The sequence below is a fragment of the Streptomyces poriticola genome, assembly GCF_036689765.1.
In the GTDB taxonomy this organism is placed as follows: Bacteria; Actinomycetota; Actinomycetes; order Streptomycetales; family Streptomycetaceae; genus Streptomyces; species Streptomyces poriticola.
In genome coordinates this window covers 107,682-134,443 of sequence record NZ_JBAGKH010000014.1, presented here as the reverse complement: position 1 = coordinate 134,443, position 26,762 = coordinate 107,682, and the positions used below count along the sequence as shown (strand labels likewise).

The 26,762-nt window shown below is 68.5% G+C and carries 19 protein-coding genes, 3 tRNA genes and 1 pseudogene; 8 read left to right on the top strand and 15 right to left on the bottom strand.

What is annotated here, in order from left to right; genetic code table 11:
* Nucleotides 1-288: 288 nt before the first annotated feature.
* From V5O46_RS19335 to V5O46_RS19315, 5 genes are all read right to left on the bottom strand, one after another.
* Nucleotides 289-618 carry a hypothetical protein gene (locus tag V5O46_RS19335; RefSeq protein WP_332885874.1) on the bottom strand — a complete coding sequence of 110 codons (330 nt, stop codon included), beginning with the start codon at nt 616-618 and terminating at the stop codon, nt 289-291.
* Nucleotides 619-1,245: 627 nt separating this feature from the next.
* The gene (locus tag V5O46_RS19330; RefSeq protein ID WP_332885873.1) at nt 1,246-1,527 is read right to left on the bottom strand and encodes a DUF7848 domain-containing protein; all 282 of its coding nucleotides are present in this window, start codon (nt 1,525-1,527) and stop codon (nt 1,246-1,248) included.
* The gene (locus tag V5O46_RS19325) at nt 1,520-1,876 is read right to left on the bottom strand and encodes a hypothetical protein (RefSeq protein WP_332885872.1); all 357 of its coding nucleotides are present in this window, start codon (nt 1,874-1,876) and stop codon (nt 1,520-1,522) included. Before V5O46_RS19325 ends, V5O46_RS19330 begins: the two co-directional genes overlap by 8 nt.
* Nucleotides 1,877-2,032: 156 nt before the next feature.
* The gene (locus V5O46_RS19320; protein WP_332885871.1) at nt 2,033-3,280 is read right to left on the bottom strand and encodes a helix-turn-helix domain-containing protein; all 1,248 of its coding nucleotides are present in this window, start codon (nt 3,278-3,280) and stop codon (nt 2,033-2,035) included.
* Between the two features lie 525 nt (nt 3,281-3,805).
* Nucleotides 3,806-4,672 (bottom strand): GntR family transcriptional regulator, encoded by an 867-nt coding sequence (locus V5O46_RS19315; protein ID WP_332885870.1) that lies wholly within the window; start codon nt 4,670-4,672, stop codon nt 3,806-3,808.
* Nucleotides 4,673-4,842: 170 nt separating this feature from the next.
* On the opposite strand from V5O46_RS19315, the gene V5O46_RS19310 reads away from it, so the two are divergent.
* From V5O46_RS19310 to V5O46_RS19285, 6 genes and pseudogenes are all read left to right on the top strand, one after another.
* Entirely contained in the window at nt 4,843-5,196 is a 354-nt protein-coding gene (locus V5O46_RS19310; RefSeq protein WP_004000856.1) for an SCO3933 family regulatory protein, read from the top strand.
* Nucleotides 5,193-6,623, top strand: coding sequence for an FtsK/SpoIIIE domain-containing protein (locus tag V5O46_RS19305; RefSeq protein ID WP_332885869.1), 1,431 nt, complete (start codon nt 5,193-5,195; stop codon nt 6,621-6,623). Before V5O46_RS19310 ends, V5O46_RS19305 begins: the two co-directional genes overlap by 4 nt.
* 38 nt (nt 6,624-6,661) lie before the next feature.
* On the top strand, nt 6,662-7,420 hold the full coding sequence (locus V5O46_RS19300) for a DUF2637 domain-containing protein (protein WP_332885868.1): 759 nt from the start codon (nt 6,662-6,664) through the stop codon (nt 7,418-7,420).
* A 151-nt stretch (nt 7,421-7,571) separates the two neighbouring features.
* Nucleotides 7,572-9,017, top strand: coding sequence for a replication initiator (locus tag V5O46_RS19295; protein ID WP_332885867.1), 1,446 nt, complete (start codon nt 7,572-7,574; stop codon nt 9,015-9,017).
* A complete protein-coding gene (locus V5O46_RS19290) occupies nt 9,017-9,244 on the top strand; it encodes a helix-turn-helix domain-containing protein (RefSeq protein ID WP_332885866.1) in 228 nt (75 codons plus the stop codon). The genes V5O46_RS19295 and V5O46_RS19290 overlap by 1 nt, the downstream gene beginning before the upstream one ends.
* Nucleotides 9,244-10,552, top strand: a pseudogene (locus tag V5O46_RS19285) (tyrosine-type recombinase/integrase). Before V5O46_RS19290 ends, V5O46_RS19285 begins: the two are co-directional and overlap by 1 nt.
* Before the next feature lie 118 nt (nt 10,553-10,670).
* Here V5O46_RS19285 and V5O46_RS19280 read toward each other — a convergent pair.
* The 4 genes from V5O46_RS19280 to V5O46_RS19265 all read right to left on the bottom strand — a co-directional run bounded on the left by V5O46_RS19280 (nt 10,671) and on the right by V5O46_RS19265 (nt 23,269).
* Nucleotides 10,671-11,153 carry a hypothetical protein gene (locus tag V5O46_RS19280; RefSeq protein WP_332885865.1) on the bottom strand — a complete coding sequence of 161 codons (483 nt, stop codon included), beginning with the start codon at nt 11,151-11,153 and terminating at the stop codon, nt 10,671-10,673.
* Nucleotides 11,154-11,159: 6 nt separating this feature from the next.
* The gene (locus tag V5O46_RS19275) at nt 11,160-18,116 is read right to left on the bottom strand and encodes a polymorphic toxin-type HINT domain-containing protein (protein WP_332885864.1); all 6,957 of its coding nucleotides are present in this window, start codon (nt 18,114-18,116) and stop codon (nt 11,160-11,162) included.
* A 129-nt stretch (nt 18,117-18,245) separates the two neighbouring features.
* Complete coding sequence (locus tag V5O46_RS19270; RefSeq protein ID WP_332885863.1) at nt 18,246-21,830, bottom strand: LamG domain-containing protein; 3,585 nt, start codon at nt 21,828-21,830, stop codon at nt 18,246-18,248.
* Nucleotides 21,831-21,883: 53 nt separating this feature from the next.
* Nucleotides 21,884-23,269, bottom strand: coding sequence for an integrin alpha (locus tag V5O46_RS19265; RefSeq protein ID WP_332885862.1), 1,386 nt, complete (start codon nt 23,267-23,269; stop codon nt 21,884-21,886).
* Between the two features lie 483 nt (nt 23,270-23,752).
* Here V5O46_RS19265 and V5O46_RS19260 point away from each other — a divergent pair, with 483 nt between their 5' ends.
* Entirely contained in the window at nt 23,753-24,046 is a 294-nt protein-coding gene (locus tag V5O46_RS19260) for a transposase (protein ID WP_332885861.1), read from the top strand.
* A gap of 63 nt (nt 24,047-24,109) precedes the next feature.
* Here V5O46_RS19260 and V5O46_RS19255 read toward each other — a convergent pair whose 3' ends face one another.
* The 6 genes from V5O46_RS19255 to V5O46_RS19230 all read right to left on the bottom strand — a co-directional run bounded on the left by V5O46_RS19255 (nt 24,110) and on the right by V5O46_RS19230 (nt 26,262).
* Entirely contained in the window at nt 24,110-24,580 is a 471-nt protein-coding gene (locus tag V5O46_RS19255) for a hypothetical protein (RefSeq protein ID WP_332885860.1), read from the bottom strand.
* A gap of 288 nt (nt 24,581-24,868) precedes the next feature.
* The gene (locus tag V5O46_RS19250) at nt 24,869-25,048 is read right to left on the bottom strand and encodes a hypothetical protein (RefSeq protein WP_332885859.1); all 180 of its coding nucleotides are present in this window, start codon (nt 25,046-25,048) and stop codon (nt 24,869-24,871) included.
* A gap of 375 nt (nt 25,049-25,423) precedes the next feature.
* Entirely contained in the window at nt 25,424-25,579 is a 156-nt protein-coding gene (locus V5O46_RS19245; RefSeq protein WP_332885858.1) for a hypothetical protein, read from the bottom strand.
* 268 nt (nt 25,580-25,847) lie between these two features.
* Nucleotides 25,848-25,921, bottom strand: a tRNA-Ile gene (locus V5O46_RS19240).
* Nucleotides 25,922-26,111: 190 nt separating this feature from the next.
* Nucleotides 26,112-26,184: transfer RNA gene (locus V5O46_RS19235), tRNA-Asn, on the bottom strand.
* A gap of 5 nt (nt 26,185-26,189) precedes the next feature.
* Nucleotides 26,190-26,262 (bottom strand) — tRNA-Asn (locus V5O46_RS19230).
* 144 nt (nt 26,263-26,406) lie between these two features.
* Here V5O46_RS19230 and V5O46_RS19225 point away from each other — a divergent pair.
* The gene (locus V5O46_RS19225; protein WP_332885857.1) at nt 26,407-26,712 is read left to right on the top strand and encodes a YtxH domain-containing protein; all 306 of its coding nucleotides are present in this window, start codon (nt 26,407-26,409) and stop codon (nt 26,710-26,712) included.
* Nucleotides 26,713-26,762: the final 50 nt, after the last annotated feature.

The following is a 26,762-nucleotide window of genomic DNA, read 5'->3' as shown; positions in this document are numbered from 1 at the left end:
GACCTCGCACCCCGCACGATCGACGACCTCACCCCGCTCGTGAAGAACCGCCTACGCGCCATCCAACGCATACCGCAGATCCTCAACGGCTTCATAGCCGAGACCGGCCTCGGACTGGAGCCCCCGTAGCCCCCGTCACCCCACCCTTTCAACCTCAGCGGCAACTACTGCCGTCACGACGCGCAGAAGCCCCGCCAGGACATGCCTGACGGGGCTTCATGTTTGCGCTTGCGTGCCCTCACAAGCCCCAAGCGGACTCACGGAACTACATAAAGGCACAACCCCCGGTTAAGCGCTCACGGAAGGATCTCCGGTCCAGTCAGGTGCTTCCCCGACGGCACTCACCAACCCGCCAGCCAATGCAAGTGCCTGCTCTCGAAAGAAGCCGATCCTTTCGTAGAACACCTCCTCAGAGGGCATCATGACTGGAGCAGAAACCAATGCCGCAAACAGGACGTGAATCTCATTCAGCTGGAACTCTGAATTCGACCCGGCAGCCTTCTTCATCACCTGTGCAGCGCTTGCGCGATCGACACCGAGGCGCACAATCGAAGGACGATCCCCATCGGGGCGATCCGCGTGGAACATGAGCGTCTCGCAGATCAACTGCTTCTGCACCTCCGTCAACCGCAAACGGACTCCACTGGGAGTCGCCGTGGCTGCAACTTTCACCCTCATGGCGTCACATACCTCCCGCTTTCAAAGGCGCCCTGACTGTACCTAAACCCGTGGATGTTACGGCCAGTCGTCACAAGTAGCACACCTCGACTGGAGTCGTATGCCACACGCGATCCAGTCCTAGTATCCGTATGCGTCATCTTGCCTCGCCACGACGCAAAGTAGGAAGCCAACGCATCAGGGTCATGCCCGATACCAGGAAGATCGTGATCCGCGGCAGTGGAGGAGCCATCATGCATCCTCTGTACCTGGTAATCGACTCCGTCGGCTACATCCGGGCCGTGCACACCATCTATTCGGTCATAGGTGTCGTCATCGAGCCCGCCATTGACAGGATCCCTTCCATTGCAGTTGTGAACGAATACCGGCGTCTCCCCCGCCAGCACATAGTACGTGTGCTACGCGACCCCTCTCTATCTGCGTATTCGCAGATCAGCGGCGGTTTCGGGTTCCGCTGGTGTCCGTGGTTGTGCGGGGAAATCCGTGGGTGTTGCCGTCGCTACTGCCGTCAGGGGCGCGGAGCGTGCGGTGGTGCTGCCGCTGGCGCGCTGTCGGCGCAGGGGGACTCTACTGCCAGGCTCCGGGCTCGGCGCGGAGTATGGCGCGGACGGTCTGCTCGTAATCCTGGTGGCCGGTGGCGGCACAGTGTTCGGCGATCCAGCGCGTCAGCTCGTCCGGGGTGTGCAGGGCGCCGGAGGTGGCGCCGCAGTTGCGTTCCTCGCCGGTGACGCAGAGCGCCGTGAAGGCCGGCAGCGCCAGAGGGTCCGGGGCGGTGGTCACGTGGTACTCGCGGAATCGGTAGCAGCCTCGGGCGAGGCCATGCGTCGGCATGTCCGCGGTGTCAGACATCGCCGTCCCCGCCTTCCTCCGCCGCTTCGCCCTCCGAGTCGGGGAGGCGTTGCCCGCGCGAGTCGGCGACCCGGAGCGCGTCGGCGAGGGCTTCGGTCAACCGGCAGGCAAGCCAGCGGTATTCGGTGGCCGTCAGGATCTTCGCGCCGGGGGCCATGGAGTCTCGGGCGTACTCCAGCAGTTCCTTGCCCATGCCGATCTGTACCGACTCGATGTTGTCGGCGAGGTTGGCGAGGTAGCCGTGGCCGTCGGTGCTGAGGTAGCAGGGTTTTCCCTCGGGGGTGGTCCACGGCAGCAGGCGCGGTCCGGTCAGTCCTGCTGCCGCGTCGTGGAGATCCCTGCGGCGCATGCGGTCCGCGTCGCTCCTTGGCTGGTTCACCGTGTACCCCCGGGCCTGGTCGCTGGTTGAGACACCAAGACCGTAGGTACTGATGAGCCGTCACTCCATGTATGCGCCAGGGCAGTTGGTGACCGACAGTGCGGAAAGTGCTGCGTTGCGTGGCAGTTAGCCGACGACGCCCAGGTGGTCGGCCATCTCGCGCATGTCGGCGGTGAGGGTGCGCTTGCGCTTCTTGAGGATCTCCTGCATGGTCTCGGCGGCCATCCGCTGGTGCCGAAGCCATTCCGGGGAGGCGTGGCGGACGCCGGCCAGTTCGTCCATGGCGCCGGTCAGGTCGCCGGTGCGGGCGTGGGCGCGGGCCACGTCGAGGCGGTGGCGGTTCCAGTTGTCGTCACTGGGCCTGCCGGTGTGCTTCCACGCCTTGGGGGACATGGCGTCCTGGGCGGACTTGCGGACGACGGTGCGGGCGTCGCCCAGGACCATGGCGTCCTCAACGCTTTTCATGCCGACGGTGAGCGGCCCGAAGGTGGTCCAGTGCCGGAAGAACGATCCGGTGTGTTCGCGGCCAACGGCGGCTGCGGCGGTGGCGGCCACCCGGTGGTACTGGCGGGCTTCCTGGGGGCGGTTGTTGCGGCCTGCTGCTGCGGCGGCGCGCAGGGCGAGCCAGCCCCATGCCGCGCACTCGTCCGGGGTGGCGCGCGAGAGCCGGGGTTCGATCACGTCGGCGGTCTGGGCGGCGAGTTGTTCGGCCTCCTCCAGTCGGCCCTGGCGCAGCAGCAGCCAGCACATGCCGATGACGCCGGAGGCCGCGGTGAGGGTGTCGCCGGTGCGGCGGGCGTCGGTGATCGCGTGGGACAGGGCGGTGTAGGCGAGGTCGTACTGGCGGACCTGGGTCAGGTAGCGGCCGGCCAACTGCATCGCCTCAGCGCGGGCCAGGAGCGCCTGGTGGTGTTCTTCACCGTGGTCGAAGTGGGCCACCGCCGCGTTGGCGTCGTGCAGGAGCGCGGGCAGTTGGGAGGCGACGCTTCGGTAGCTGTCGGAGTGGTAAAGCACCGCTCCATCGTGGACGGCTCGGCGGAAGCGCCGCAGGTTCGGCTCTTCCTCGGCTCGCTCGCCGTCCGACTCGGCCAGGCCCACGGGTGGGGTGAGGGCGGCGCGGAGCTGGATCAGGTTGAGGCGGTTCGGGTCCTCTCCCCGGCCGACGGGTTGCGGGGCGTCCGGGGCCAGCAGGGTCGCTGTGGTGACGCGCAGGGCGCGGGCGAGGGTGTGCAGGGTCTCCATGCGGACGGTGCCGCCCTGCTCGACCTTGCGTACGGTGCCCGGTGAGACGCCTGCGGAGTGGGCCAGTTCTTCCTGGCTCATCCCCGCGCGGCGCCGGTACTTGCGGACGTTGTCGGCCAGCTCCGTCGTCATCAACTCACCACCTCCCACTCCACGGTACGCCCGCAGAACCGTCGGTGGGCCGAGCTCCGGCAGACTCCGGGCCTGAGCGGGAGGGGGTCCCTCGTCGGTCGGGCAGCTTTGCCGTGCCAGGGTTCTCCGGGGGCCGCCAAGGCTCACTTCGTGACGCGTGCGCTCGGCCTTGGCGGCCCCCGGGGGTTCCTGGTACGCCTCCGGTGGCCGGGCGGCGAGGGGCCCCCTCCCGCGACCGCGCGCACCTCACACCACGACGAAGCCGCACCCGGAAGTCGGCCCCCTGCCCCTCGGAGGGAGGGCCGGGGTCTGGGGCGGAGCCCCGGAAAGCTTCGCTGTGCTGGCTGTTGCGCGCCCGGACCGGCGGGGCCGTCGCCTGCGGGGCGGAGACAGGAGCGGGCGGCGGCCCCGCCGGGCCGGAGCGCGCGCGGGCCGCGCCAGCGGGCCGCCTTGATCAAGTAAAGAAACTCTGAACAGCTCTCCGGAAGTCAACCCCCTGCTGCCATGCCTTGGCGTGGTTCGGGGTCAGCGTCGGCGTCGGCCTTCGGCAAGTCTGTCGCGCAGGAGTTGGGCCTTGGCGGCCTTCTCCTCGGGAGTGTAGTTGCCGCTGAGGCGCTTGCGTTGCTCCATGACGGCGCGCATCGCGTCCCTGTGGGCTGCGGCGGCTTCGAATTCGACGCTGGCCTTCGCGAAGCGTTCCTCGGCGGCCTCCAGTTCGGCGGCGACTTCATCGTCGGTCTTGCCGCTGAGGCGTACGGCCTCTTCGTCCGCGCGGCGCTGGGCCGCAGACTTGTCAAGCATCTCGTGGTAGCGCTTGAGGAACTGGTCGTGCGGGCTGAGCTGGCGGACGAACACGCCCCGGCCCTGGACCGAGTAGATCAGCCCCTCGTCCTTGAGTAGCCGCAGGGCGTTCTGCGCGGTGGAGTTGGCGATGCCGAACTGTTCTTGCAACTCGCGGGCGGAGGGGAGCTTGGCCCCTGGTGCGAGCCGGCCGTCCTGGATCTGCTTGCGGAGTGCGTCCGCGGTCTGCACGTACGGGGGGCGGGGGTCGTCGGTGGGCGCCACCTGCCATCCCCGCCGAAGGTCACCGAGTCCGACGTACGCGGGGTCAGACTCGCTGGCGGCGGCCTCTTCCTCTTCTGGCCCGGGCTCGCCGTCGTGGGCGCGCACGTAGCTGCCCCGGCCCAGGACGGAGTAGATCAGCCCCTCCTCTTTAAGCAGGCGCAGGGCGTTCTGGACCGTCGAACTCGCGATTCCGAAGCGCCGTTGCAGCTCGCGTGCGGAGGGCAGTCGCTCGCCCGGACGCAGCTCGCCGTCACGGATGGCGGCGCGTAGGACGTCGGCGGCCTGCACGTAGGGCGGCCGGGGGTCCTGGTCCAGGGGCAGCGTCATGGCACGAGGGTAGCGGCGGACCGGCACCCACGGCATACCCGACCGCCCCTGCGTCCGAGACGCACAGGTGTATCGATACGAATCGAGTGTTGCGGGTGTAGCGGGCGTGCGGTTATGGTCGTGTCGAGTCGATCAAGCGGCTCCATCTCGAATGATGAGGATGTGATGGCATGGCCATGTCTCGAATCCGTGTTGCTCTGCTGCCGTCGGCGGTGTGCATCGCGGGCACCGAACCGGTGCTGAAGATCAAGGACCAGCAGACCGGGGAGGTCGCCACCGACCGGGAGACCGGCGCGTCGCTGTACACGGTGACCGTGATGCTCATGGAGGACGGCCGGGCCGAGGTCCTGAAGATCACGGTCCCGGAGACGGGTCTGGCGGCCGGGCTGAAGCCGGGCGTGATGGTCCGGCCGGTGGAGCTGTTCGCCACCCCGTGGGCGCGGATCTTCAACGGTCAGCTCTCCGACGGCGTCGCCTACCGCGCCGCCCGCCTGGAGCTGGTCGCGGCGGAGGCGGCCCAGTGACCGGCTTCGACACGGGGAGCCTGACCGGTCACGCGCCGCAGGCGCTGTTGATCGCGGCCGTACTGGCGGGCATGTGGCTGCTGCTGGTCGTGATCCGCTACGTTCGGGCCGATCGGGGCACGCAGGTCAGCATGCGGCAGGCTGTTCGGGTGCGCTGGGGCTGGGTGCGCCTCGCGCGGATGGCCGGGCTGACGGTCACCGATAAGACCCCGGGCCTGCTCGCGCAGCTCACCGCACAGAAGGACGGCCCCGCCCCCGCGCCCCGCGTGTTGACTCCCAGGATCAAGGTCAAGCCGGACCGGTTCGGCGTGATCGTACGGGCCAGGGCGCTGCCGCAGGTCGGGCTGGAGGAGTACCAGAAGGCGGCACGGTTCCTGGCGGACGCCTGGCGGTGCACGCGGGTCTCCGTCCTGCCCGACGGACCCGGCAAGGTGGTGATCCGTGGCGTGCGCTCCGACCCGTTGACCACGCCGACCGAGCACCGGCCCACCGGCCGCCTGCCGGAGGACGTGGCGCGCTGGGAACTGGGGGTGGACGAGTTCGCCGCACCCGTCTGCGTGTCTCTGGCAAACGTGCCCGGGGTGACGGTGGCCGGCACACCCGGCGCGGGCAAGACCTCGGGGATCAACAAGTTCGTCTGTGACCTCGCGCCGTCGGCGGCCGTGCAGTTCGTGGGCTTCGACGGGAAGGTGTCGCGGGCCGAAGAGGGCGACTACGCGGACCTGGTTAAGCGGATGTTCGCGTTCTGCGGTGATGATCTGGACGAGGCGAACGCGCTGTTCAAGCGCCTGGTGGCGCTGCGTCGGCGGCGGTCTTCGGTGATCCGTGACGTGCTGGGCGTGAAGAACATGTGGCACGTCGGCCCCTCCCGGCTGTGGCCGCTCACGGTGGTGCTCATCGACGAGGCGCACACGTTCTTCCGTGAGTACAAGGGGAGCGACGTCGAGACGAAACGTTTGGCCGCGCTGACGGCGGAGAACGCCCGGCTGGTGGAGGACCTGGTCAAGAAGGGCCGCAGCGTCGGCATCCTGACCATCCTGATCAGTCAGAAGACCACCGGGGATGCCATCCCGACCTTCATCCGTGACGTGTGCCCGGTGGGGCTGTCGTTCGCGCAGAAGACGGTGGAAGCCGCGGTGGCCGCGCTGGGCGACGACATCCGCAACTGGCCGGACGCCAGCCCGGTGACGTTGCAGGACCCCGCCTACGTCGGGGTCGCGGTAATGGCGATGCAGGGCCGCCCCGGCTTCACCCGCATCCGCACCCCGTACGTCTCCGACGCCGACGCCGCCCGCATCGCGGAAGCCACCTCCCACCTGACCGCCGACCCCGCCCTGTGCCTGGACGCCCTCCTCGACACCACCAGCAACACGAACCCCGGCGACGACGGGCAGGATGGTCCGGCCGTCCCCCTGGCCAAGCCCTGAACGCCCCCGATCCCACGCCCCGAGAGGAGGCCCCGCGCATGGCGGAAGAGCGGTTCACCCGGCGCACCGTGACCATGGTCATGGCGGTCATCGCGGCCTTGGCCTTCGTCTTCTCCTTCGGCAACGTCTGGGCGCTCGCCCTGCGGCTCGGCGTCCCGCGCCCGATCGCGCCGCTGATCGCGCCCATGGTGGACCTGTCCGTCGTCGGCCTCCTGGTCGCGCTGCGGTTCCTGGCCCTGCGCGGCGTCCCCAAGGCGGAGCTGAAGGCCGGCACCCGGCTGTTGCACCTGTGCGGGCTGCTCACCCTCGGGCTGAACACCGCCGAGCCCCTGCTGACCGGACGCTACGGACGGGCCTGCCTGGACACCGTCGCCCCGCTCCTGCTCCTGGGCTGGGGGCACGTCGGCCCCGCCTTCCTCGCCCACTTCCACACGGCCGCACACCGGGAGGACACCACCGCAACCATCACCCCCGCACCCCTCGCTGAGCCGGTGCCCACCTCGGCGCCCGCTCCCGAAACGGCGGCACCGGCCCCTGAGCCGGTCCCCGCCTCGACACCTACGCCGCCTCCGGCCGCAGTGCCTACCGTGCTCAAGGTCCCCGCCCCCGCCCAGGCCGTCGCCAAGGCGCCTGCCACCGGCACCCGCCCGGTCCTCCCCGCCGCACTGCTGAATGCGGCCCGGCGCATCGCGGACACCCACCACGCCGAGCACGGAACACCAGTCACCGCCGCCCAGCTCGCAACCCGCATGGGCGTCGCCCTGCCGGTGGCCACCGCCGCCCTCGCTCAGCTCTGAGCCACCCCGGCCACTGGCCGGATAACTCCTCCCTGAAATCCACGGCCACCCGATGGGCCTGGTTCGTCATGCCTCGAGCAGCACCAACATGCCTTCCCTGATGGTCGGTTGCTGCTCGGGTCCCACCCCGAACAGAAGGGATACGCCCCGAATGGTCACCCTGGACCTGCGCCACGTGGCAAGCCCCGCCGTGCGGGACCTGCTCCACCTCGTCAACCACCCCGACTTCGACCGCGCACAGCAGCAGATCGAACACCTCGGCGGCTGCACCGAACCCGTCCGCCTGACCGGCCAGAGCACTACCATCGACACCACAACCGGCGAGGTGCTGCGCGCGTACACCGCTTCCGGGGAGCCCACGGGCAGCCTGCTCACCGCATGCGGCAATCGCCGCGCCTCCCGCTGCCCGGCCTGCTCCCGCGTCTACGCCGCCGACACCTACCACCTCATCCGGGCCGGCCTGTCCGGCGGCAAGAACGTGCCCGACACTGTCCGCACCCACCCCCGCGTCTTCGCCACCCTCACCGCCCCCTCCTTCGGCCCCGTCCACAACCGCCCCACCACGCCCGGCGGGAATGCCCGGCCCTGCCGCTGCCGCAAGCTCCACGAACCCACGGACGCCCTGCTCGGCACGCCGCTGAACCCCGCAACCTACGACTACGCGGGCGCCATCCTGTTCAACGCCCACGCCTCCGCCCTGTGGGCCCGCTTCACCACCTACCTGCGCCGCGAGATCGCCGCCCGGCTCGGCATGACCCAGAAGGCCGCCCGCACGGTCCTGCGCGTGTCCTTCGCCAAGGTCGCCGAGTACCAGAAGCGCGGCCTGGTCCACTTCCACGCCGTGATCCGCCTCGACGGCCCGGACGGCAATTCCACGCCCCCGCCCCCGTATGCCACCGTCGCCGTGCTCGCTGACGCCATCCGGGCCGCCGCCCTTCGTGTCCGAGTGGCCGTCGTGTCGGATGCGATCGGGGAACGCGAACTCACCTGGGGCGAACAGCTCGACGTGCGCGAGATCGCAGCCTTCGGCACCGACACCGAACTCACCGATCAAGCGGTCGCCGCCTACGTGGCCAAGTACGCCACCAAGTCCGCCGACGCCTCCGGCACCCTCGACCGCGCCCTGTTCTGCCGCCCCTGCCAGGGACGCGGCGCCACCCTCCTGCCCCACGGGGCCGCGCTCCCCTGCACCGCCTGCGGCGGCACCGGGCAGGCCCGGCCGCTGTCTCGGCTCGCCGTCGCCCGGCACGTGCGGCAGATGATCCGCACCTGCTGGGAGCTGGGCAGGCTGCCCGAGTTCGCTGATCTCAAGCTCTGGAAGTGGGCGCACATGCTCGGTTTCCGGGGCCACTTCTCCACCAAGTCCCGCCGCTACTCCACCACCCTCGGCGCGCTGCGCGACGCCCGCCGCACCTGGCGCACCGAACAGGTCCACGCCCATGCCAGCCTGCCCGAGCCCGACCCGGACACCACCCTCGTCGTCGGCCACTGGGCCTACCTCGGCACCGGCTACAGCCCCGGTGCCGCCCTCCTGGCCGCTGCCGTCTGGCACCGCAGAGAACTGGCACGCCAGTTCGCATTCGAAGGGGGCTGCTGATGACCACGCACGCGCCCGCCGCGCCCCACCAGGCGCTGAGTACGCCGGAGGAGCTGCTGACGGTTCCCCAGGTCATGGCCCGCCTCCAGCTCGGCCGCTCCGCCATCTACGACCTGCTCCGCTCCGGCCAACTCGCCTCGATCACCCTCGGCCGCGCCCGCCGCATCCCCACCCATGCCCTCACCGACTTCATCCGCACCCGCCTCGAACAGGAAGCCGCCGCCTGATGACCACGCCCCGAGACACCCCCGCCTCCCGCCGCGTACGGGCCAACGGCGACGGAACGGTCTACCAGCGCAAGGATGGCCGCTGGGAAGCCGCCGGATACGTCCTCGCACAGGGCAACACCCGCCGCCGCGTCCGCGTCTACGGCACTACCCGCAAAGACGCCCTGGCCAAAGCTCACCGAGAAGATCGCCGCCAGCAACCGCGGCCTCCCCGTCCCCACCGCGCAGGGCAGCGTGGCCGCGTACCTGACGTACTGGCTGGAGAACGTGGCCGCCCACCACCTGCGCGAGAACACCCACACCCGCTACACCGCCTGCGTCAACCGGTACCTCATCCCCGGCCTGGGCAAGAAGAAGCTCGCCAAGCTCTCCGCGAAGGACGTCCGCACCTGGCTCAACCAGCTCCGCGCCACCTGCCAGTGCTGCACGCGCGGCCTCGACGCCCGGCGCAATGAGCCCCGCTGCTGTGCCGCCGGCCGGTGCTGCCACAAGCTGCTCTCTCCGCTGACGCTCACCTACATCCACTCCGTGCTCAAGTCCGCCCTGGAGCACGCCGTACGGGAGGAAGAGATCCCGCGCAACCTCGCCCGCAATGTCCGCACCGGCACCCCCCGCCCCCGACGCTTCGAACCCCTCACCGCCGACGAAGCCCGGCAGTTTCTCACCGCCGCCCAGGGCCACCGGCTGCACGCGCTGTTCGAACTCGCCCTCCACACCGAACTCCGCAAGGGCGAACTCCTCGGCCTGCACTGGGAAGACCTCGACCTCGACGCGGGCACCGCCGCCGTCCGCCGCACCCTTCAGCGAACCGCCGCAGGCGGGCTCACCACGCTGCCCACCAAGACGCGGGCCTCCGAGCGCCGCATCGCCCTTTCCACCCGCTGCGTCCAGTCGCTGAAGCTCCACCACGAACAGCAGCAGCGCGAGCATGAGGCCGCGGGCACCACGTGGCGGCACGACGGGCACGTGTTCACCACTGCGCAGGGCCGACCGATCGACCCGACCAACCTCACCCGCGCCTTCCTCACGCTCCTCCGCAAGGCCGGCCTCCGCCGCATCCGCTTCCACGACCTCCGCCACTCCACCGCCACCCTCCTCCTGGAACAGGGCATCGAACTCGTCGTGATCAAGGAACTCCTCGGCCACGCCCACATCGGCGTCACCGCCACCGTCTACGCCCACGTCCGACTCCGCCTCCAGCGCGACGCCATCGACGCCCTCGGCACCGCGCTCGGCAGCCCGGAGAGCAGCCATACGGCCCGGGACGAAGGCGATGAACCGCCACCCTCCGCCGTCCCCGTCCGCTGACGTTGCCGTCAACTACTGCCGTCACGCACCGCAGAAGCCCCGCCAGGACGCACCTGGCGGGGCTTCATCTTTGCTGCTGCTAACGGATCTTCTACTTACCCGTCCGCCTCATCGCCTGTCACTCTGCAAAAACAGGATTGAGCCAGACCGAAACCAGATCACCGTTGTCGACGCCCAATACAGTTCCGCTAGCGATTTGGACAAACTTAGCGCCGACGGCATTGTTCAGACGAATGGCGACCCACCCGGAGGAAGGATCATACGAAACCCGCCACCTGTCTCCAGGGACCTCGAAAGAAACCCCAGGCTCGAAGGAGTGGTCCGACGAGATGAATACCCGTCCGGGATTGAACTGTGGAGCAATCAACTCGGCCACCACACCCCGAACGTTTGGAAAGTATCCCCAGGCGAACAGGACTTCCCGAGACTCAATATCGACCTCAAGTTGGAGCGTGCCGATCAGCACACTTGCAACCCCCTTCGAGCCGAGCCTCTCGCTCAACGACTCCCCGCTCTGCGCACTGAAGGAGAATCCGTACTCGGACTCGTCATAGGTGAGAACACCCTCAAGAGGAGATCCGTCTTGGATGGAGAATTTCATTTCGGGCTAGCCTTTTGTGCTCTTGAAGAGGAAGTGAACGATCCTGTTAGAATTTGCGTCGATGTTGAGCTCCCAGATCCCGTTGCTTCCGTTCATCGCTCCGGGCGTTCTCCACTCGACAACCCCAGGAGCGCCACGGGAATCCATTCTGGGTGCGGATCCCTCCATGATTCCCCGAAGGAGCTGCCCATTGTTGCCGTTCATGTAAGGGCGTGCAGCCTTACCGAAGTTGGGGGCATCGACATCCCGAGTACCAGCAATGTCCCAGGTGTGGTTTTCGACGGTCTTGGTCATCGAAAGGTTCTCAACATCAATCTTGGCTGCGAGATCCGTGACGCCACAATTCCCATTGCTGTTGTGAACGAGGACCGGCGTCTCCCCTGCCAGCACATAGTACGTGTGGATGTCGTTGACCGTGAGGTCGTGGGTGCGTTGGCGCTGGTCGAAGTGGCGGATGTGTTCGACCGTGGCGGTGTCGCCGTTGGGGGTGTGGAGCGTCATGCCGGGCTTGAGGTCGCCGGCGTTGATCCACTTGTTCTCGGACTCTACCCAGAAGGGGTGGGTGGTGGTGGAGATCAGTGCGGAGGCGTCGGCGTCGTGCGCCTTGATCGTGAGGTCGACGAAGTGCTTGTCGTCCTCGGTGACGATGGTGCCGACGACCTCGCGGGTGGTGGTCTTGCCGGTTTCGGCGTCGGTGACGGTTACCTTGTCGCCGAGGGCTATGTCCTCGATCGGTTTGGTGGTGCCGTCTTCGAGGAGGACTCTGGTTCCTGGCAGGAAGCTGTGGCATTCCTTGGCCTTGGCTACGGTCGCCTTGGTTTTCGCCCGTGCGCGGTCGAGCTTGTCTCTGGCTTTGCCGAGTGCCTTGGAGTTGCTGAACCAGCCCTTGACGCCCTTGATGAGGTCTAGAGCGAGGCCGGTGACGCGTTTGGCGAGATCGTAGCCCTTCTTCCACTTCAAGGGGTTTACGTACTTGGCGAGAATCTTTCCGGCGAGGCCTCCGGCGAAGCTGCCTGCGACGTTGAGGAGGGTTTCGCCGCAGGCGCCGATGTCGCCGCTGGAGAAGCAGTCGAGTGCCGCGTCGACACCGATCTCCTTCTTGATGATTTTGAACAGGGTCTTGGCGGTCTGCTGGACTTTCTTCTTTGAAGTGTTGAGGTTCGTCTTGGCCGCTGTGACATTGTTCTGGGCCCGGTTCTGTGCCCGTTGTGCCTGTGTGACCTTGTGCTGGGTCACCTTTTTCTTGTCGGTGGTAGGGCGTCCGCCCTGGCAGGCGATCTCGCCGGTAAAGCATTCGGCGACGATCAGACCACTGGGGTCGGAGTAGGTGACGGGGCTGTTGTTGGCGTACCCGTAGCCGTTCATTTGCTGCGGGTTGGTGTAGTCGATGAGCGGATCGACAGAGATGAACTTGCCCAGGCCTGGGTCGTATTGGCGGGCGCCGACGTGGGTCAGGCCGCTCTGTTCGTCGAGGGTGCCGCCGACGAAGCCCTTCTCGCCGGGCCAGGTGCCGGTCGGCTTGCCGCGGGTGCCGCCGTAGGAGTCGAAGCGGCGCTGCGCGACGGCTCCGGTGGCGGCGTCGATGGCGAGGCTGCTGGTGCCCTGGTGGTCGGAGGCGAGGAAGGACAGCGCGCTGTTGTTCTGGCGGACGGCGATGGTCTCGCCGCCGAAGGAGTAGTAGCGGGTGGCCTTCACGGTGCTGGAGCCCTTGGCCAGGCTCAGTTCCATGCCGGGCAGGTAGACCGTGGTGGCAGTGTCGTCGCGGCGGATGACGCGCTCGCCGTTGGCATCGTAGACGTAGGTGGTTTCCTTACCGTCCGCCTCGGTGGTCTTGGTGAGTTTGCCCTCGGAGTTCCAGGCCAGCGTCTGGGTGTCGCCGCTCAGGGTGCGCTCGGTGGTGTTGCCGGTGGCGTCGTAGGCGTAGGTGGACTGGCGGTCGCCGGTGGGCGTGTTCTCGGTGACCTTGGTGACCGCGTGCGGGCCCGCGTCGCCTTCACCGTAGGTGTAGGTGCGGGTGATGTCCTTGGCCGTGTCCAGGCCGGTGTCGTGGGTGACTTCCTTGGTGCGGTTACCGATCGCGTCGACCGTGTATGAGGTCCAGTACGCGGCCGGGCCGCCCAGCGGACTGCTGCCCGGGGTCCCCGAACAGGCCTGAGGGGTGGCACCGTTCAGCTGCGCGCCGACCGTGCCGGAGCCGGTGGCCTGGGCTTCGGTGGCCGCGGGGGTCCAGGCCTCAGACAGACGCTGGCGCCCGTCGTAGTCGAAGCACTGGACATCCGGGGCGACGCCCGCCGTGTCGGACAGGGACAGAATGTTCCCGGCCTGGTCGTAGGAGTAGTGGCTGCGCTTGACGGCCGCGAGCTGTCCCACCTCCCCCTCGACGTCGGTGGTCGAGCGGGTCAGCCGGTCGGTGCCCTTCTCGTGGGAGAAGGTCTGCCAGGTCCTCTTGCCCGTTCCGGTGGACAGCTCCAGTTGCTTGAGCTGGCTGGTGCGCGAATAGACAGCATTGGTGACGTAGGAGGTCTTCCCGGTCATCGATGTCGGGCGCTGCAGCTCGTCGTAGCCGAAGGCGATCGATTCAGACGTCAGGCCACCGGCCGCGGGCATTCCGATGCCGTTGACTGTGCCGTCGCCGTTGTAGGTGGTGGTGAAGGTGTAGACGCCTGCGAGTGCGCCCTCGGACTTCGGCACCGCGTACGCCGTCTTGAGTGGCTGGTAGAAGGCGTCCATGGACTGGACGACCGAGCCGAAGTACTCCGTGCCGTTGGTGTAGCGCAGCGACATGTACGCGTGGCCGAGCCAGCCTGCCTTGTCGTAGCGGGTCTCGGTGAGCTTGGTGCCGGTGTTCGGCTCGCCCTTCCAGGTGGTCAGCGGGCGGCCGAGCTTGTCGTAGACCGTGGAGGTCTTCTCGCCGCGGCCGTCGGTCACGGACACCGGGCGGTCCAGGCTGTCGTAGACCGTCGTGGTGGTGCCCGCGTCCGGGTCGACGGTCTTGGTCGCGCGGCCCAGCTGGTCGTACTCGAAGCGCCAGGAGTTGCCCTTGCTGTCTGTCACGGCCTGCATGCGGCCGACGGCGTCGTAGGTGTACTTGGAGGTGTCGTAGCCGGTGGACGGGCCCGTGTCCGGGCCGTTGTAGTGACGCAGCTCGGTGGTGTTGCCGTGGGCGTCAGTGATGGAGGTGGTCGGTGTGCCGCCGTTCGGCGGGTTGACGTGGGTGCGCTCACCGTCATACGCCGTGGTGCTCCGCCACTGCTCGACTCCGGCGACCTGGAAGATCGAAGCGGTGGTGCGGCCCAGTCCGTCGTACTCGGAGACGGTCTGGGCGCCGACCTCGCCGTTGGCGACTAGGAGGAGCTCGCTGGAGGGGGCTCCGGCCGCGTTGTAGGTGGCGTTGGTCTTCTTCGGCTTGCCGGTGCCGTCGTAGAAGACGTCGGCGACCATGCGGGTGCCGTCAGGGCCCTCGGTCTGCTTCTGGCGCGGGCGCAGCAGGGCGTCGTAGAGCTGGTATTCGGTGCCGTACGACGTGGCGCCGTTCTCGATCTTCTCGGTCTTGACGGCGACGGGCTTGTCGCGGCGGACGAGGTAGGTGTACTTGATGCTCGGGTTGGTGGTCTTGGCGCGGTCGGGTAGCCAGATCTTGGCCAGGCGGCCCAGCGGGTCGTGGGCGAAGTCGGTGCGCTTGCCGTTGGGGTCGGTTTGCCCTGATGCCTGGCCCCAGGCCGGCGCGTAGTCGGTGGTGGTGACGTGGCCGAGCGCGTTGGTGACCTTGCTCTGGGAGATCAGGCCGTTGGCGTCGGAGTACGTGATGGTGGTCTTCGCCCCGTCCGCGTCAGTCTGCGCGGTGGGGCGGCCGAACTTGTCGTAGGTGGTCGTGCCGGTGGTCTGGTAGGTGGCGCTGGTGCCGTCGTGCTTGGTGAGCCGCTCGGTCTTGGTCGCGTCGCCCTTGGTGGGCGCGGCGTCGAAGGCGCCGCCGTCGTAGGAGGTGCGTTCGTCCGCGATGACCTGGGTTGTGCGGTCAGGGCTCGCCGCGCATCTGCCCGCTACGGCTTCGCTACGGGAGGGCAGTTCGTAGATGTTCTTGGACGGGTTGTCCGCGTACCACAGGCGGGTACAGCTGTCGTCCTTGGTGGTGGCTACGTCGCCGAGGTCGTCGGTGCGTACCAGCCGGACGTTGGGGCTGTCGGTGTCGTAGTGCGAGACGGACTTCGTCTGGCGCCAGGTGCCGTCGGACAGCAGTTCGTAGCCGCGGGACGTCTTCTCCTGGACGACGGTCGCCTTCGAGGTGGCCCAGGACTTGGTCTGGGTGGCTGTGTCGTGCTTCCACGGCTCGGAGATGGTCTTGGCGATGACCCTGCCGCCGGTGGCCTGGTCGTAGGTCTTGGCCTCGATCTCGAAGCCGGCGTACTCCTTGTGGCCGGTGTAGGAGGTGCCGGTGGAGTCCTTGACGGTCTCGGTGCGGTTGCCGCCACCGGGTAGCTTGTCGCCGTTGAGGCCCTGCAGGTACGTGTAGTCGACCCGGGTCGAGGTCTCTTCGCCGTTGCCGCTGGTGACGGTGGTCTTGGCGTACCCCTGCCACTGGCCCCAGGTCAGGTACTTCGCGTCGGTGATGCCGTCCGGCTCGGCGTGCCGCCAGCCCGCGTTGCCCTGGTAGTCGTAGCGGGTGACCAGGTCGTCGCCGCCACCGGTGCGGTCGCTCTCCCTGATCTCCTTAACGACGTACTTGTGGAACCAGTCGGTCTTCGGCTCGATACTGCCCGGCGGTGACCACACGACCGGATAGCAGCGTTTGGTCGACTCGCCCGGTTTGGGCAGCGCGGTGGCGGTGCATTCGGCGGGTGCGTAGGTGACGTCCAGCTGGGAGCCGGTCTCGCTCAGGACGGTGACGAGCCGCAGCCGGTGGAAGGCGTCGATGTTGTCGTCGTCGCTGTCGACGCGGTTGACGAAGTGCGCGCCCTGCAGCTCCAGGGACGGCAGCTTGCTGCTGCCACCTACCTTGCCCTCGTGGTCGATCTTGTTCAGCCACAGGGTCTTGGTGTCGTCCCCGTTGTCGGTGAACTGGTGGGTGAGGGTCCAAGCGTCGACGTCGGCGTAGGTGTCGGCACCGGTGCGCATCTGGGTGGTGACGCCGGTCAGCCGCTTGGTGGTCCAGAACGTCGCGGAGGACTGGCTCGCGTCACACTTGGTGTCCGCCTTGCAGTGACGGTCCACCGGGGTGTCCGGCCAGTGCGCGGCGTTGGCCTTGGTCATCTTCGACGGGGCGCAGTCGAAGTCGGCGCTGGGCAGGCAGCGCTCGGCGGTCTGGAAGGTCACGCGGGCCGGGGCCTTGGCGTCGTACACCGCGCCGGCGCGCTGGCCGTAGTCGACGCGCTTGAGGTAGCCACCGCGGTGGTAGGCGGTGCCGTTGACGCCGGTCTTGCCGTTCAGGGCGTAGTGATTGGTCTCGGCCCCGTAGTAGTACGACATGACATTGCCGTGGGTGTCCTTGACATAGTCGAGGTTCCACCGCCAAGCCTGCTTGCAGTGCGCCGCGCTGAACGTGGACTTGTAACAGGGCTCCCCGGCGTCGTCGCCGAACACCGGGGTGGTCCAGGCCGAGTTAGTGGTCTCCTTGCCGGTACTCCAGCCCGGCAGCCGGTTGCGGCCGAAGTAGTACTCGGTGCCCTCAGCGGTGGTGATCTTCCAGTGCTCGCCGTTGTTGTCGCCGTTACTGGCGCCGGTGAGCTGCTCGACCTTGGCGCCGGACTCGGAGGAGAAGTGCCACTTGCCGCTCTTGTCGTCCTTGATGAGCTGGGCGGCGCTGCCGTTCAGCATGACGGTGGCGTTGTCGAACGCCCAGCACTGCTCAGCAGAGGTCTTGTGCCCGTCGTCCGCGCACGGCTTGTAGGACCGCTCGACGTAGCCCGGCTCGTAGGCGAAGCCGTCGCCGAGCCAGGAGCCCTGGTTGTTGGTGGCCGAGGTGCGGCCGTCCGCGGTCTGTGAGGAGTAGCCCAGGCCGATCGACGGCGTCAGGCCGCCCGGTGTGGGCACCGTGCGCAGCGGATAGTCCCAGGAGAAGCCCCCGGAGGAGTTGGACACGTTCCAACTGGCCGACGGGGCCAGCGGGGTGGCTTTGTAGTCGCCCTTGTCCGAGGAGTCCCCGGCCTCCAGGGCCAGCACGGTGGCGCCCGCGGTCTCGGCCGCCAGCTGCCGTGCGGCGGGGGCTGCCGCCTGGGTCTTGACCGGCTTGGCGGTGGCCGGGGCGGCGAGGGAGACGTCGGCGCTCACCGTTTGTGCGTCGGTGTCGTTGACGGACTCAAGTACCTTCGGTTTTCCGGGGCAGTTCTTGCCGCCCAGGTCCTGGGTGGCCGCGCAGGCGGGCAGCTCGACCAGCCGCAGCCGTGCGCCGTAGCTTCCGCCGTAGGCTTCGTCGAACGCCGAGTAGTCCACGGACATGCGGACCTTGCTGGCGCCCTTCGCCCCGTCGGTGGGCCGGACTCGCAGCAGCGCGCCTGCGCCTGCCTTGTCGGCCCGCTTCTGGTCCAGCACCTCGACCCGGACCTTCGCCGTGGCGGCGGCCGTGCGCGCCTGGGGCTTGTCGCCCTTCGCCGCCTTCGCCGTGGCGGCCTTGGCGGTGGAGGCCTTGGCCGGTTCGGTGACGGTGACGGGCAACCCGCCGACCTTCACCGGCTTCGCGCCCTTGGCCCTGACCTCGACCTCGGCGACTCCGCGCTTCGGCAGCACGGCTGGGTCCAGCCGCTTGACCGCGGCTTTCGCCGCCTCATCGACCGGTCTGGGCTTGGATGTGGCGTTCTTGCCGCGTGCTGGGTCAGGGCTGGCTTCCACCCCTGGTGGTTTGGCCGGTTCGGGCTTGGCGGGCAGCGCCTGGACGGTGCCCGCGGACAGCGACAGCAGTACGCCGAGCGTGGTGGCGCCGAGCGCATACCGAGGCATGCGGGAGGCGAGCAAACGGCCACGGAAGGGCATCAGAGACAGCTCCGTGAAGACAGAAGTTCAGATGAGTTCGAATGAGCTCAGGTCAGGGGTGAGGCGCGAAGGAGCGGGGCCGGGAGCGCCCCCGTGCGGGGCGCCCCGGGTCACCCGGTGAGAAGAGGGCTACAGGTCCGTGTCGCCGGTCAGCTGGTTCATCCGGCTGATCCCGGTCGGATCAACCGCACCGGCGTAGACCCGGACCTCGTCCAGGGCTCCGGCGAAGTACTCGCTGCCGCCGCCCTGTGCGGAGCGGCCGATCTGCAGGCCTCCGCTGGAGGGCCAGGTGCTGTGGTCGGAGCCGACGGCCGTCGCGGTCAGCTGCCCGTCGACAGAGAGCCGTACCTCGTGGGTGAAGGAGTCGAACACCACGGCCAGATGCTGTCCCGAGCCGTCGTTGCTCGGCAGCAGCTGATCGTTGGTGACCACGGTCACCTCCGCTGAGGTGCTGTCGGACGCGGACACCGCCAACTCCCACTGTCCGGTGGCGGCCTGGTACCGCACCGCCACCCGGTCCGTGTTCTTTCCCGGCAGCGACAGCACGGTCTGTGACTCGGTGGAGTCCAGCGCGGCCAGCTGAGCGCGCACGGCGACGGTGTAACTGTCGGCCGCGCTCACCACCGGGTCCGTAGTCGCCGCCCAGTCACCCGCGCCGTTCAGGGCCAGGTGCCCGTCGCCCACCAGCGCCGCTTCGTCGAAGAACGGGTCCTGGGGCTGGTAGACGGCCGCGCCGCCTTGCAGGGCCAGCGGCTGTCCGCCCGGCTGGATGTTCGCGGAGGCGCCGTCAGCCACCGCGTCCAGCGGCCAGTAACCCTTGCGCTGCGGCTTGATGTCGAGGAGTCCGGCCACCTGCGCGGTGGGCAGCACGCGGTCAAAGGCGCGCACCTCCGCCAGATCGCCCTCGAAGTGGTCGCGGTAGCCGGACTTGGCAAGCACCCGGCCGATCTGGAAGCTGCGCAACGACGACCACACCGTGTGGCGGGCCGCCTTGCCCGCCTGGTTGCCGTTGACGTAGATCCGCAGCTCGGGACCGGAGGCCGCATTGGGGTCGAAGACCCCAGTCAGCTGCGTCCACTTGTCCTTGACGACGTCAACCCCTGAGGCGGTGGCCCGCCAGCGGACCATGGCGTCCACGTCCATGTCCGGGGCCGAGAACGCCCAGGCCTTCTCGGCGGCGTCATAGCCCAGGACGAAGCCGGGCTCGCCCGTGCTGTCCTGGCTCACCACGGCCATATCCCGGTCCAGCGCGGTGGGCCGCACCCATGCGCTGACCGTGAAGCTCTCACCGGTGTCCATCACCGTGCCCCACGCGTCCAGATACGCGTTCGCCGTGCCGTCGAAGCGGGCCGCGCTGTCCGCCGCACCACCGGGCCCGGGAACTCCGAAGAGCACCCCGGTCCCGGGCCTGCCCGGGTGACGCCCGCTCTCGTCGTGCGCCAGCTCACTGTCGGCCGCGTCGGCCAGGTTCCACTGTCCCGCGGCCTGCTTGCCATCCGTTACCAGGAATTCGTAGTGCGCCGGGGCACTGGAGTTGTTGGCGTTGTCATACGCCTCGACCGTCACCCAGTGGCGCCCCGCCGCCTGCGGCATCCAGGTCACCGTAGCCGCACCTTCACTGTCTGGCGGAAGGGTCTTCCATGGCTGGTCGTCGACGGAGTAGCGGAACTCCTTCACATCCTTGTCCGACGCGGTGAACGTGAAGTCACCTGCCGTGCCGACCCCGTGGTGCCACGCCTCGTCCGCCGGGTACTGCGCGGAGCCGACCGCTGGCGCCTTGGGGCGTGTGCTGTCCCAGATGAACTCGCACCGCTGCGGACTGTCGGCGTAGCTCCACGGTCCCCAGGCATCACCGTCGTACGCCCTGGCCGACCAGTAGATCACCGTGTTCTGCGGAATCTGCGGCGTCCCGGCAGGACGCTGCTTCACCGTATGGACGAACACCGTTCCCGGATTGGGAGACTTGTAGCCCGTGTCGGCGGTGTACGACTGCGCCACCCCGTTCTTGTCCGTCCAGTCCACCTTGAACTGCATCTTCACCGGGTCCGTGCCCGAGGAATTGTGGTCCGGATCGCGGGCCTCGGCCCGCAGCTGCGGCAGCACATCGGTGTAGGGCCGCCCGCTGCCCCAGGTGCATTGGCCGCCCGGGTTGGAGGACATGAGCCGGTAGTCGACCTGCTTGGGCGGAGTGTTGTAGGTGATCTTCAGATAGGCGTTGCCGCAGATCCGCTTCCAGCCCGCGTACGTGCTCTCATTCTTGGCCCGCAGGCCGAGCGACATGCTCGACCAGCTCCCGGACGCCGCAGCCTTCGCCTCATCCAGCAACTCACCATTGCTGAAGTGGAGATTCGCCTGGCTGGAACAGGACGTGGGTGAGATCTTCTTGTCCACCGTCGCCAGGTAGTCCGACCAGTCATCCTTGGTGTTCGACCAGTTACTGGACGACGTGACCTTGTAGTTCTTGCCGCCGATCCGGTACAGGTCAAGGGGTTCGGCACTCGCGTCCGCCCAGTACACACTGCCCACCCGCGCCGAGAACTGCGTGCTCAGGACCTGCTTTCCCCGGTAGAACGACATCGGGAAGGTGAACAACAGCCGCCGCACCCCGATGTTCGCGCACTGCGTGGGGTTGTAGTTCAACGGGCACTTGCCCACACCCGCGTGGCCGGAGTACTTCCACTCCTTGTTCGTCGGCATCCCCGACATCACCGAGGACCATGCCGTACGTGACGTCGTCTTCGGAGTCGGATCGATCACCACCGGGTAGGCCGCGTCGCTGGCCCGCAGCAGCTTCACATCCGGCCTCAGAGTGAGCTTGCCCTTGGCCACAGACAGCCCCACCGGTGTGACCCTGCCACCGTCAGCGGCATCCAGTGGGACCTCTCCAGCCGCCGCAGCTACCTGTGGTCCCGCCACCGCTGACCTCGCCTGCGGCCCAGCCGCCGACTCCGCTCCGCCCGTGCCGGAGGAATCCCACATCACCGGCTGCGCCGACTCGAACACCGTGCCGCCCGCCGTCGTGTCCGCGGCCCGCAGCACCCCCTGCTCGGTCCGCTCCACCGTCAACCCCTTGGTCGACAGGCCGAACTCGATCTCCTCCAGTTCGGCACTGGCCGCACCCTTGGCACTCTTGACGATCAGATAGTGACTGAAGCCCTCGATCTCGGCGCGCACGGCGAGATCCACATCCGGCAGGACCTCCGCATAGCGTGCGGTGTTCCCCTCCACCCGCGGCTTCGGCAACTTGCCCGCCGGCCAGGTCAACGCGTACTCACGGCCCGCCTTGCGCATACGCGCGAACGCACCGTCCCCACCGCCGGAGAACTCCAGCTCCACCGCCGCCGCCTTGGGCGACAAGCCGCCATCCTCACGCGGAACGAGCGTGTCATCGACCGTGACCCACTTGCCGCCACGCTGCGTCCGCACCGGCTGCGTGTACTCCTGCGCGGTGAACGAACCGTCCGGATTGGCGAACACCTCCCGGCGCTCCTGCCGCAGCCCGGTCACCTCGACTGGCTGGTCAGCCTTCGCCGCGGCGGCGCGGGCCAGAGCCTCCGTCGGCGCCTCGCCGCTCCCCTGAGCCTTCGCCACCGCCGCATCGAATCCCGCGGCCGCAGCGTCCTCGGCCGTCCCCGGCAATGCGGCCGTGCCCGCCGCCAGCAGCGCCGTCAACGCACCCACCACCACGGCGGGGCGCCATGCGCGTCTGTCCATGCCTGCCGCTGCCATCCCCACCCCTGTTCTCCACCTCGTACGCCGTCGCTGACTCAGCGGACCTCAGCCCCGAAGGCCTTGCCGCCAGCCGGAAGGCCGCCCTCACCGGGCACATGGGTCACCGAGGGCGCACCGCCGCTCTCCGCCGCCCAGCCGTAGCCGTAGACCGCGCCAGGAACCTCACCCGGCCCGTAGGCCACTCCCACCAGCAGAGCGTCCGGCGTCGCCGCCAGACTCGTCCCCACGAACATCTGCTGCTGCGGCACCCCCGGAATGCCCCACCCCGCGTCCAGCCACTCGTCCGTCAGCGTTCCGTCAGCGGCCACATCGAAGATCTGCACCCCGCCCTTGTCCAGGTGCTCATTTGTTGACTCCTCACCCGGCACACCCGCGGCCACCCTCAGGGTGCCTCCCTGCACCGTGGCAGCCAGCTCCTGGCCGAAGAAGTCACCTGGCTGCGCGCTGCCGTGCGTGCCCGCGGCATTCTGATGAAGTCCAGCAACCAGGGGCGACACACCGCCTGACGCGGTGACCCGGTAGACCGAGGCACTGCCCGCGTCCGCCGTGGTGCCCAGATCCTCCCCGGATGAGCCGACCACCAGATACGAACCGCCCTTGTACGTCCCCGACGTGTCCGGCATCGGTGTCATCGCCAGCGACGTGCCGAACCGGTCACCCAGCTCTGCCGCGCCCACCTTCGGGGACAACTGGTCCAGCCCCGCCAGCGGAGTCGGCCGACCTGCGCCATCGACCGTGTGGCTGAACACCCCCGCCATTCCGGCGAACGCCTCGCTTCCGATCGCCTCCCCCGGCCCGCCAACCGCGAGATGACCCGACGTCCCGGCCAAGGACGCGCCGAACCGGTCATCGGGCTCAACTGCCCCTGGAACACTCGGCGAGTCCTGGTCCACCCACATGATCACACTGCCCCGGAGGTAGAAGAATCCCCCGGCGTCACGAACCGTGCCCAGATCCTCGCCCGGCACGCCCATCGCGAGATAGGGCGCACCGGAACTCGTGTGGCCCGCGGCCACCGCGTAACCGAACAGATCGCCCGCCTCCGCAGCGCCTGAGACGCGGCTCTGGGCCTGGTTGTAGTTGGTCGGAGCAGCGCCGCCACCCAGACCTTCGGGAGAGCCGTAGACGATGTAGACCGCTCCCGCGTCCCGCACCTCGCCCGGATCCTCGTACGGTGCTCCGACGATCAGGTCACTGCAGCCGTCGCCGTCAAGGTCAGCCTGAGCCAGTGCGTGCCCGAACCGATCCCCTGCCTCCGCCGCACCCGAGACCCAGGCCTGATCCTGGTGCACCTGCACCGAGCCCGCGCCACCGCCATACACCACGGTCACGCTTCCCGCGTCCGCCTTACCGCCCACGGACGCTTCCGGATCGGCGATCGCCGTATCCCGAACCCCGTCACCGTTGTAATCCGACTCCACCCCCGAGCAACCGTCAGCAGCCGAAGCCACACCAGCCCAGGACAGCAACCCCACCATCAACACGGCACTCAGCGCGAAAGAGACAGCGCCCGCCCCCCGCACGCCGCTACGCGGCCTTGCGCTCTCCACGCCGACGTCACGGCCTACCCACCCCGACAACACAACCCCGCCCCTGAAGTCACACAGAACCCAAAAGTTCCGGTGATTGAACGCTCATGAGCGTGCACGGTCAAGGGGTGTGATCCGTTCACGCCAATGCCCATTCGGCGCACTGTGACGCACCCATCCGTCAACGCCACAACGGAGCCAGCCATGTTGAGGGCGAGTCAACCTAGCCGAACGCGACGGTTTCAAGCCATGCCGCTGTTCTACGCGCTCGCGCCGGCGGAGTTCAACTCGACTGCTCCGACGTGTGATTGTGTCGCTTACCGGTTCGGCAACGCGGCCGATCACCCGGAACATGTTCGGCGGTATCCGTCGGACATGACGGACGCGGAATGGGCGGCGGTCCGGCCGCTGCTGCCGGTGCCGGACTGGATGCAGGGCCGGGGCGGGCAGCCGGAGGCGTACTGCCACCGGGCGATGCTGGACGCACTCCGCTACCTGATGGACAACGGCATCAAGTGGCGATGCCGGCGGACTTCTCGCGGTGGGACCGCGTGTACGCCTGCTTTCGCCGGTGGCGTGACCACGGCCTGGTCAGGGAGTACCACGACCGACTGCGGGGACAGGTCCGCCAGACGCTGGGCCGGGATGCGGAGCCGAGTGCGGGTGTGATCGACTCGCAGTCCGTCGAAGCGGTCGCCGTCGACAGCCGCGGTTTCGACGGCGGCAAGCTGATCAACGTTCGTCCTTTCGATCGTCAAGCGCAGCGACGACATGCGCGAAGCGTGCGCCGTCGGCGAGAGTCCGAGAGCGGAAACAGGGCACTGACGGCGAACGCGCCGGCGGCCGGCCTCGCCGAGACGATCGTGGTCCGCCGCCGGTTCCCGATGCCAGCATCGATGAGGAGGGCCAGAGCGCCGAAGAGGATGCCGAGCATCCGGGGTGCACCGTGGCTCCGACGATTCCGGCGGCGGTCAGCCCCAGGTCTCCGACCGCGTTTCCGGCGACGAGCCCGAGCGCGAGGAGCCCGCAGACCACAAGGACGTGTATGGCCATGGCAACGGCTTTGGCCAGCAGGAACGGGACGCGCCCCACCGGTGCGCCGAGCAGGAGTCCCAGTGCTCCGTCCTCTTCCTCGCCGGCGGTACCGCGGCCGGCGGAGAGGACTGCCGCCGCGATCATCCCGGCGGGTGCGACGACGGACATCAGCTCGGCGTCGGCCCAGCCGGTCGGGGTCGTCAGATCGGCGCCCGCCAGGACCTTGCCGAGAGTGTCACGCAGGGACTCGGGAAAGCCGACGAAAGTGTCCTGGAGCGACGGCCACAGGGCCCCGACGGGACGAGCAGGCCCATCCCGGCCAGGAGAACACCGACGATCACCGCCAACTGCAGCCGGTCGCCGATCGCCTTGGCGACCAGAGCCCAGACAGCGGTGCCCTGGCGGGCGCGGCTCCGGTCGGGGGCGGAGGGTGTCGTGGTTGCGGACGTCGTGTGCTCAGCCCTTCAGATCGCGGTGCTCGAACCGGCGCAGGCCGGCCATTACGGCGAGGGCGGTGATCGCGGCCAGGACGAGGAGGTGGGGCGGGCTGATGCCGTTGGCCAGGGGATCGCTGCCCGCGTAGTAGTGCCAGGGGCTCAGCTCGCTCCAGCCGTCGAGCCCGGCCAGCGGAAGCATGGCGTCGGCGACGTAGGAGGCGGCGGCGATCGCACCGGTGACGCGGTGGCCAGGGCGAGCGGCCGGTGGCGGCGCCGATGGCCAGGGCCAGTGCTCCGAAAGCGAGGCCCAGCAGGAGCAGGTGCAGGCAGACTGCGAACGATGCCGCTCAGTGCAAGTCCGGCGTCCCAGGCGGGGTTTGCCAGCACGACACCCGCGCAGAACGCCGCGACCGCGACGGCCGGGGACGCGAACAGGCCGACCGCTTGGGCGAAGAGGACGCGGCGGCGGCTGACCGGCTGGGCGGAGAGCACGGACATCGTGCCCTCGCCTCCTCCCCGGCGACCGCCGAAGCCCCGCCGGTGACCGCGTAGGCGACGATCGACAGAGGCGGGATCAGGTTGAACAACTCGCCGACCACGTAGCCCCGGGTGCGTCACCCGCGCCCACAAACGCGTTCAGCGCGTCGGGGAAGTCCTCCGTCAGGGACTCGACGGTGTCACTGAAGCCCGAGAACAGGCCGAGCACCAGCACCGCGAACACGAACAGCACACCGCCCGAGCGGCCACAGGGATAGCGGGGACGTCATACGATGTGGCAAGGCGTGGGCGGAGCGCGAAGCCTCTCGACGGCCGTGGGACCGCGCCACGACGCTCTCTCGGGCAACCGCCACAAAAGGCCAGGTCAGGCGCATCTAAAGTGCGCTGACACGCTGCAACGGCGGGCCAGTACCGCACGGCGCGCGGCTAGTACCGCACGAAGAACCGCCACGAAATCCACGTTTCCCCAGGTCAGAACGATTCTCCCTGAGGACGCTCGGTGGGGCGGGTGGGACTCGAACCCACGGCCGACGGATTATGAGTCCGCTGCTCTAACCGGCTGAGCTACCGCCCCATAGCGGCGTGTCGCGTACATGTGTGCGCGCCGTCTGCCGCAGCATAGCCGCTCATACGATCTCCTGCCTCGGATGGTCGGCTTCCCACGGCACCCTCATGACCTTGAGGACTCCGCCGTGTGCCGTGCGGTTCCCCGGGTCGAGGGCCGGACATGAAAAAGGACCCCGGAGGGGTCCTCGTTCAGCATGCTCCCCCGACTGGACTCGAACCAGTAACCTGCCGGTTAACAGCCGGCTGCTCTGCCAATTGAGCTACGGAGGACCGAGCTCCCCGGACTGGACTCGAACCAGTAACCTGCCGGTTAACAGCCGGCTGCTCTGCCAATTGAGCTACCGAGGATTGCCTCGCCGCATCGAACGGACCTCCCCGGGTATCCGCCAGGGGGCGCGCGCTCGCTGCGACACATACATTAGCGCAAGCAGGGGGGTGCTCCGCCAATCGGTACTCCCCGGCACCGTAGACACTCAGGGAAGGGTGGCCGCCATGCGTTACCGGCTCACGTTCGTCGTCGGACTCGCCGTGGGTTACGTACTGGGCACGAGGGCCGGGCGGGAGCGCTACGAGCAGCTGAAGAAGTCCGCCCGCCAGTTCGCGGAGAACCCCGCCGTCCGCAACACCGCGGAGTCGGCCGCGCAGCAGGGCCGCCACTACGCGGACAGGGCGTACCACGCGGTGAGCCACAAGGTCGGTGACCGGATGCCGGAGTCGGTGGCGCAGCGGGTCCGCTCCCTGCGCGAGCGCAACGGCGACGGCAGCGCGGGCGACGACTGGGGCACCAGCAACACCTGATCGCCGCCCCGGGTGCGGGTGCCGCCATGTCCTGCGGCGCCCATGGTCCC

Coding starts and splice junctions, on each gene's coding strand:
- V5O46_RS19330 (WP_332885873.1), bottom strand. CDS start 1,527: ATGTCTGACACCGCGGACATGCCGACGCATGGCCTCGCCCGAGGCTGC.
- V5O46_RS19325 (WP_332885872.1), bottom strand. CDS start 1,876: ATGCGCCGCAGGGATCTCCACGACGCGGCAGCAGGACTGACCGGACCG.
- V5O46_RS19320 (WP_332885871.1), bottom strand. CDS start 3,280: ATGACGACGGAGCTGGCCGACAACGTCCGCAAGTACCGGCGCCGCGCG.
- V5O46_RS19315 (WP_332885870.1), bottom strand. CDS start 4,672: ATGACGCTGCCCCTGGACCAGGACCCCCGGCCGCCCTACGTGCAGGCC.
- V5O46_RS19310 (WP_004000856.1), top strand. CDS start 4,843: ATGGCCATGTCTCGAATCCGTGTTGCTCTGCTGCCGTCGGCGGTGTGC.
- V5O46_RS19300 (WP_332885868.1), top strand. CDS start 6,662: ATGGCGGAAGAGCGGTTCACCCGGCGCACCGTGACCATGGTCATGGCG.
- V5O46_RS19295 (WP_332885867.1), top strand. CDS start 7,572: ATGGTCACCCTGGACCTGCGCCACGTGGCAAGCCCCGCCGTGCGGGAC.
- V5O46_RS19290 (WP_332885866.1), top strand. CDS start 9,017: ATGACCACGCACGCGCCCGCCGCGCCCCACCAGGCGCTGAGTACGCCG.
- V5O46_RS19280 (WP_332885865.1), bottom strand. CDS start 11,153: ATGAAATTCTCCATCCAAGACGGATCTCCTCTTGAGGGTGTTCTCACC.
- V5O46_RS19275 (WP_332885864.1), bottom strand. CDS start 18,116: ATGCCCTTCCGTGGCCGTTTGCTCGCCTCCCGCATGCCTCGGTATGCG.
- V5O46_RS19270 (WP_332885863.1), bottom strand. CDS start 21,830: ATGGACAGACGCGCATGGCGCCCCGCCGTGGTGGTGGGTGCGTTGACG.
- V5O46_RS19260 (WP_332885861.1), top strand. CDS start 23,753: ATGACGGACGCGGAATGGGCGGCGGTCCGGCCGCTGCTGCCGGTGCCG.
- V5O46_RS19255 (WP_332885860.1), bottom strand. CDS start 24,580: ATGTCCGTCGTCGCACCCGCCGGGATGATCGCGGCGGCAGTCCTCTCC.
- V5O46_RS19250 (WP_332885859.1), bottom strand. CDS start 25,048: ATGCTTCCGCTGGCCGGGCTCGACGGCTGGAGCGAGCTGAGCCCCTGG.
- V5O46_RS19225 (WP_332885857.1), top strand. CDS start 26,407: ATGCGTTACCGGCTCACGTTCGTCGTCGGACTCGCCGTGGGTTACGTA.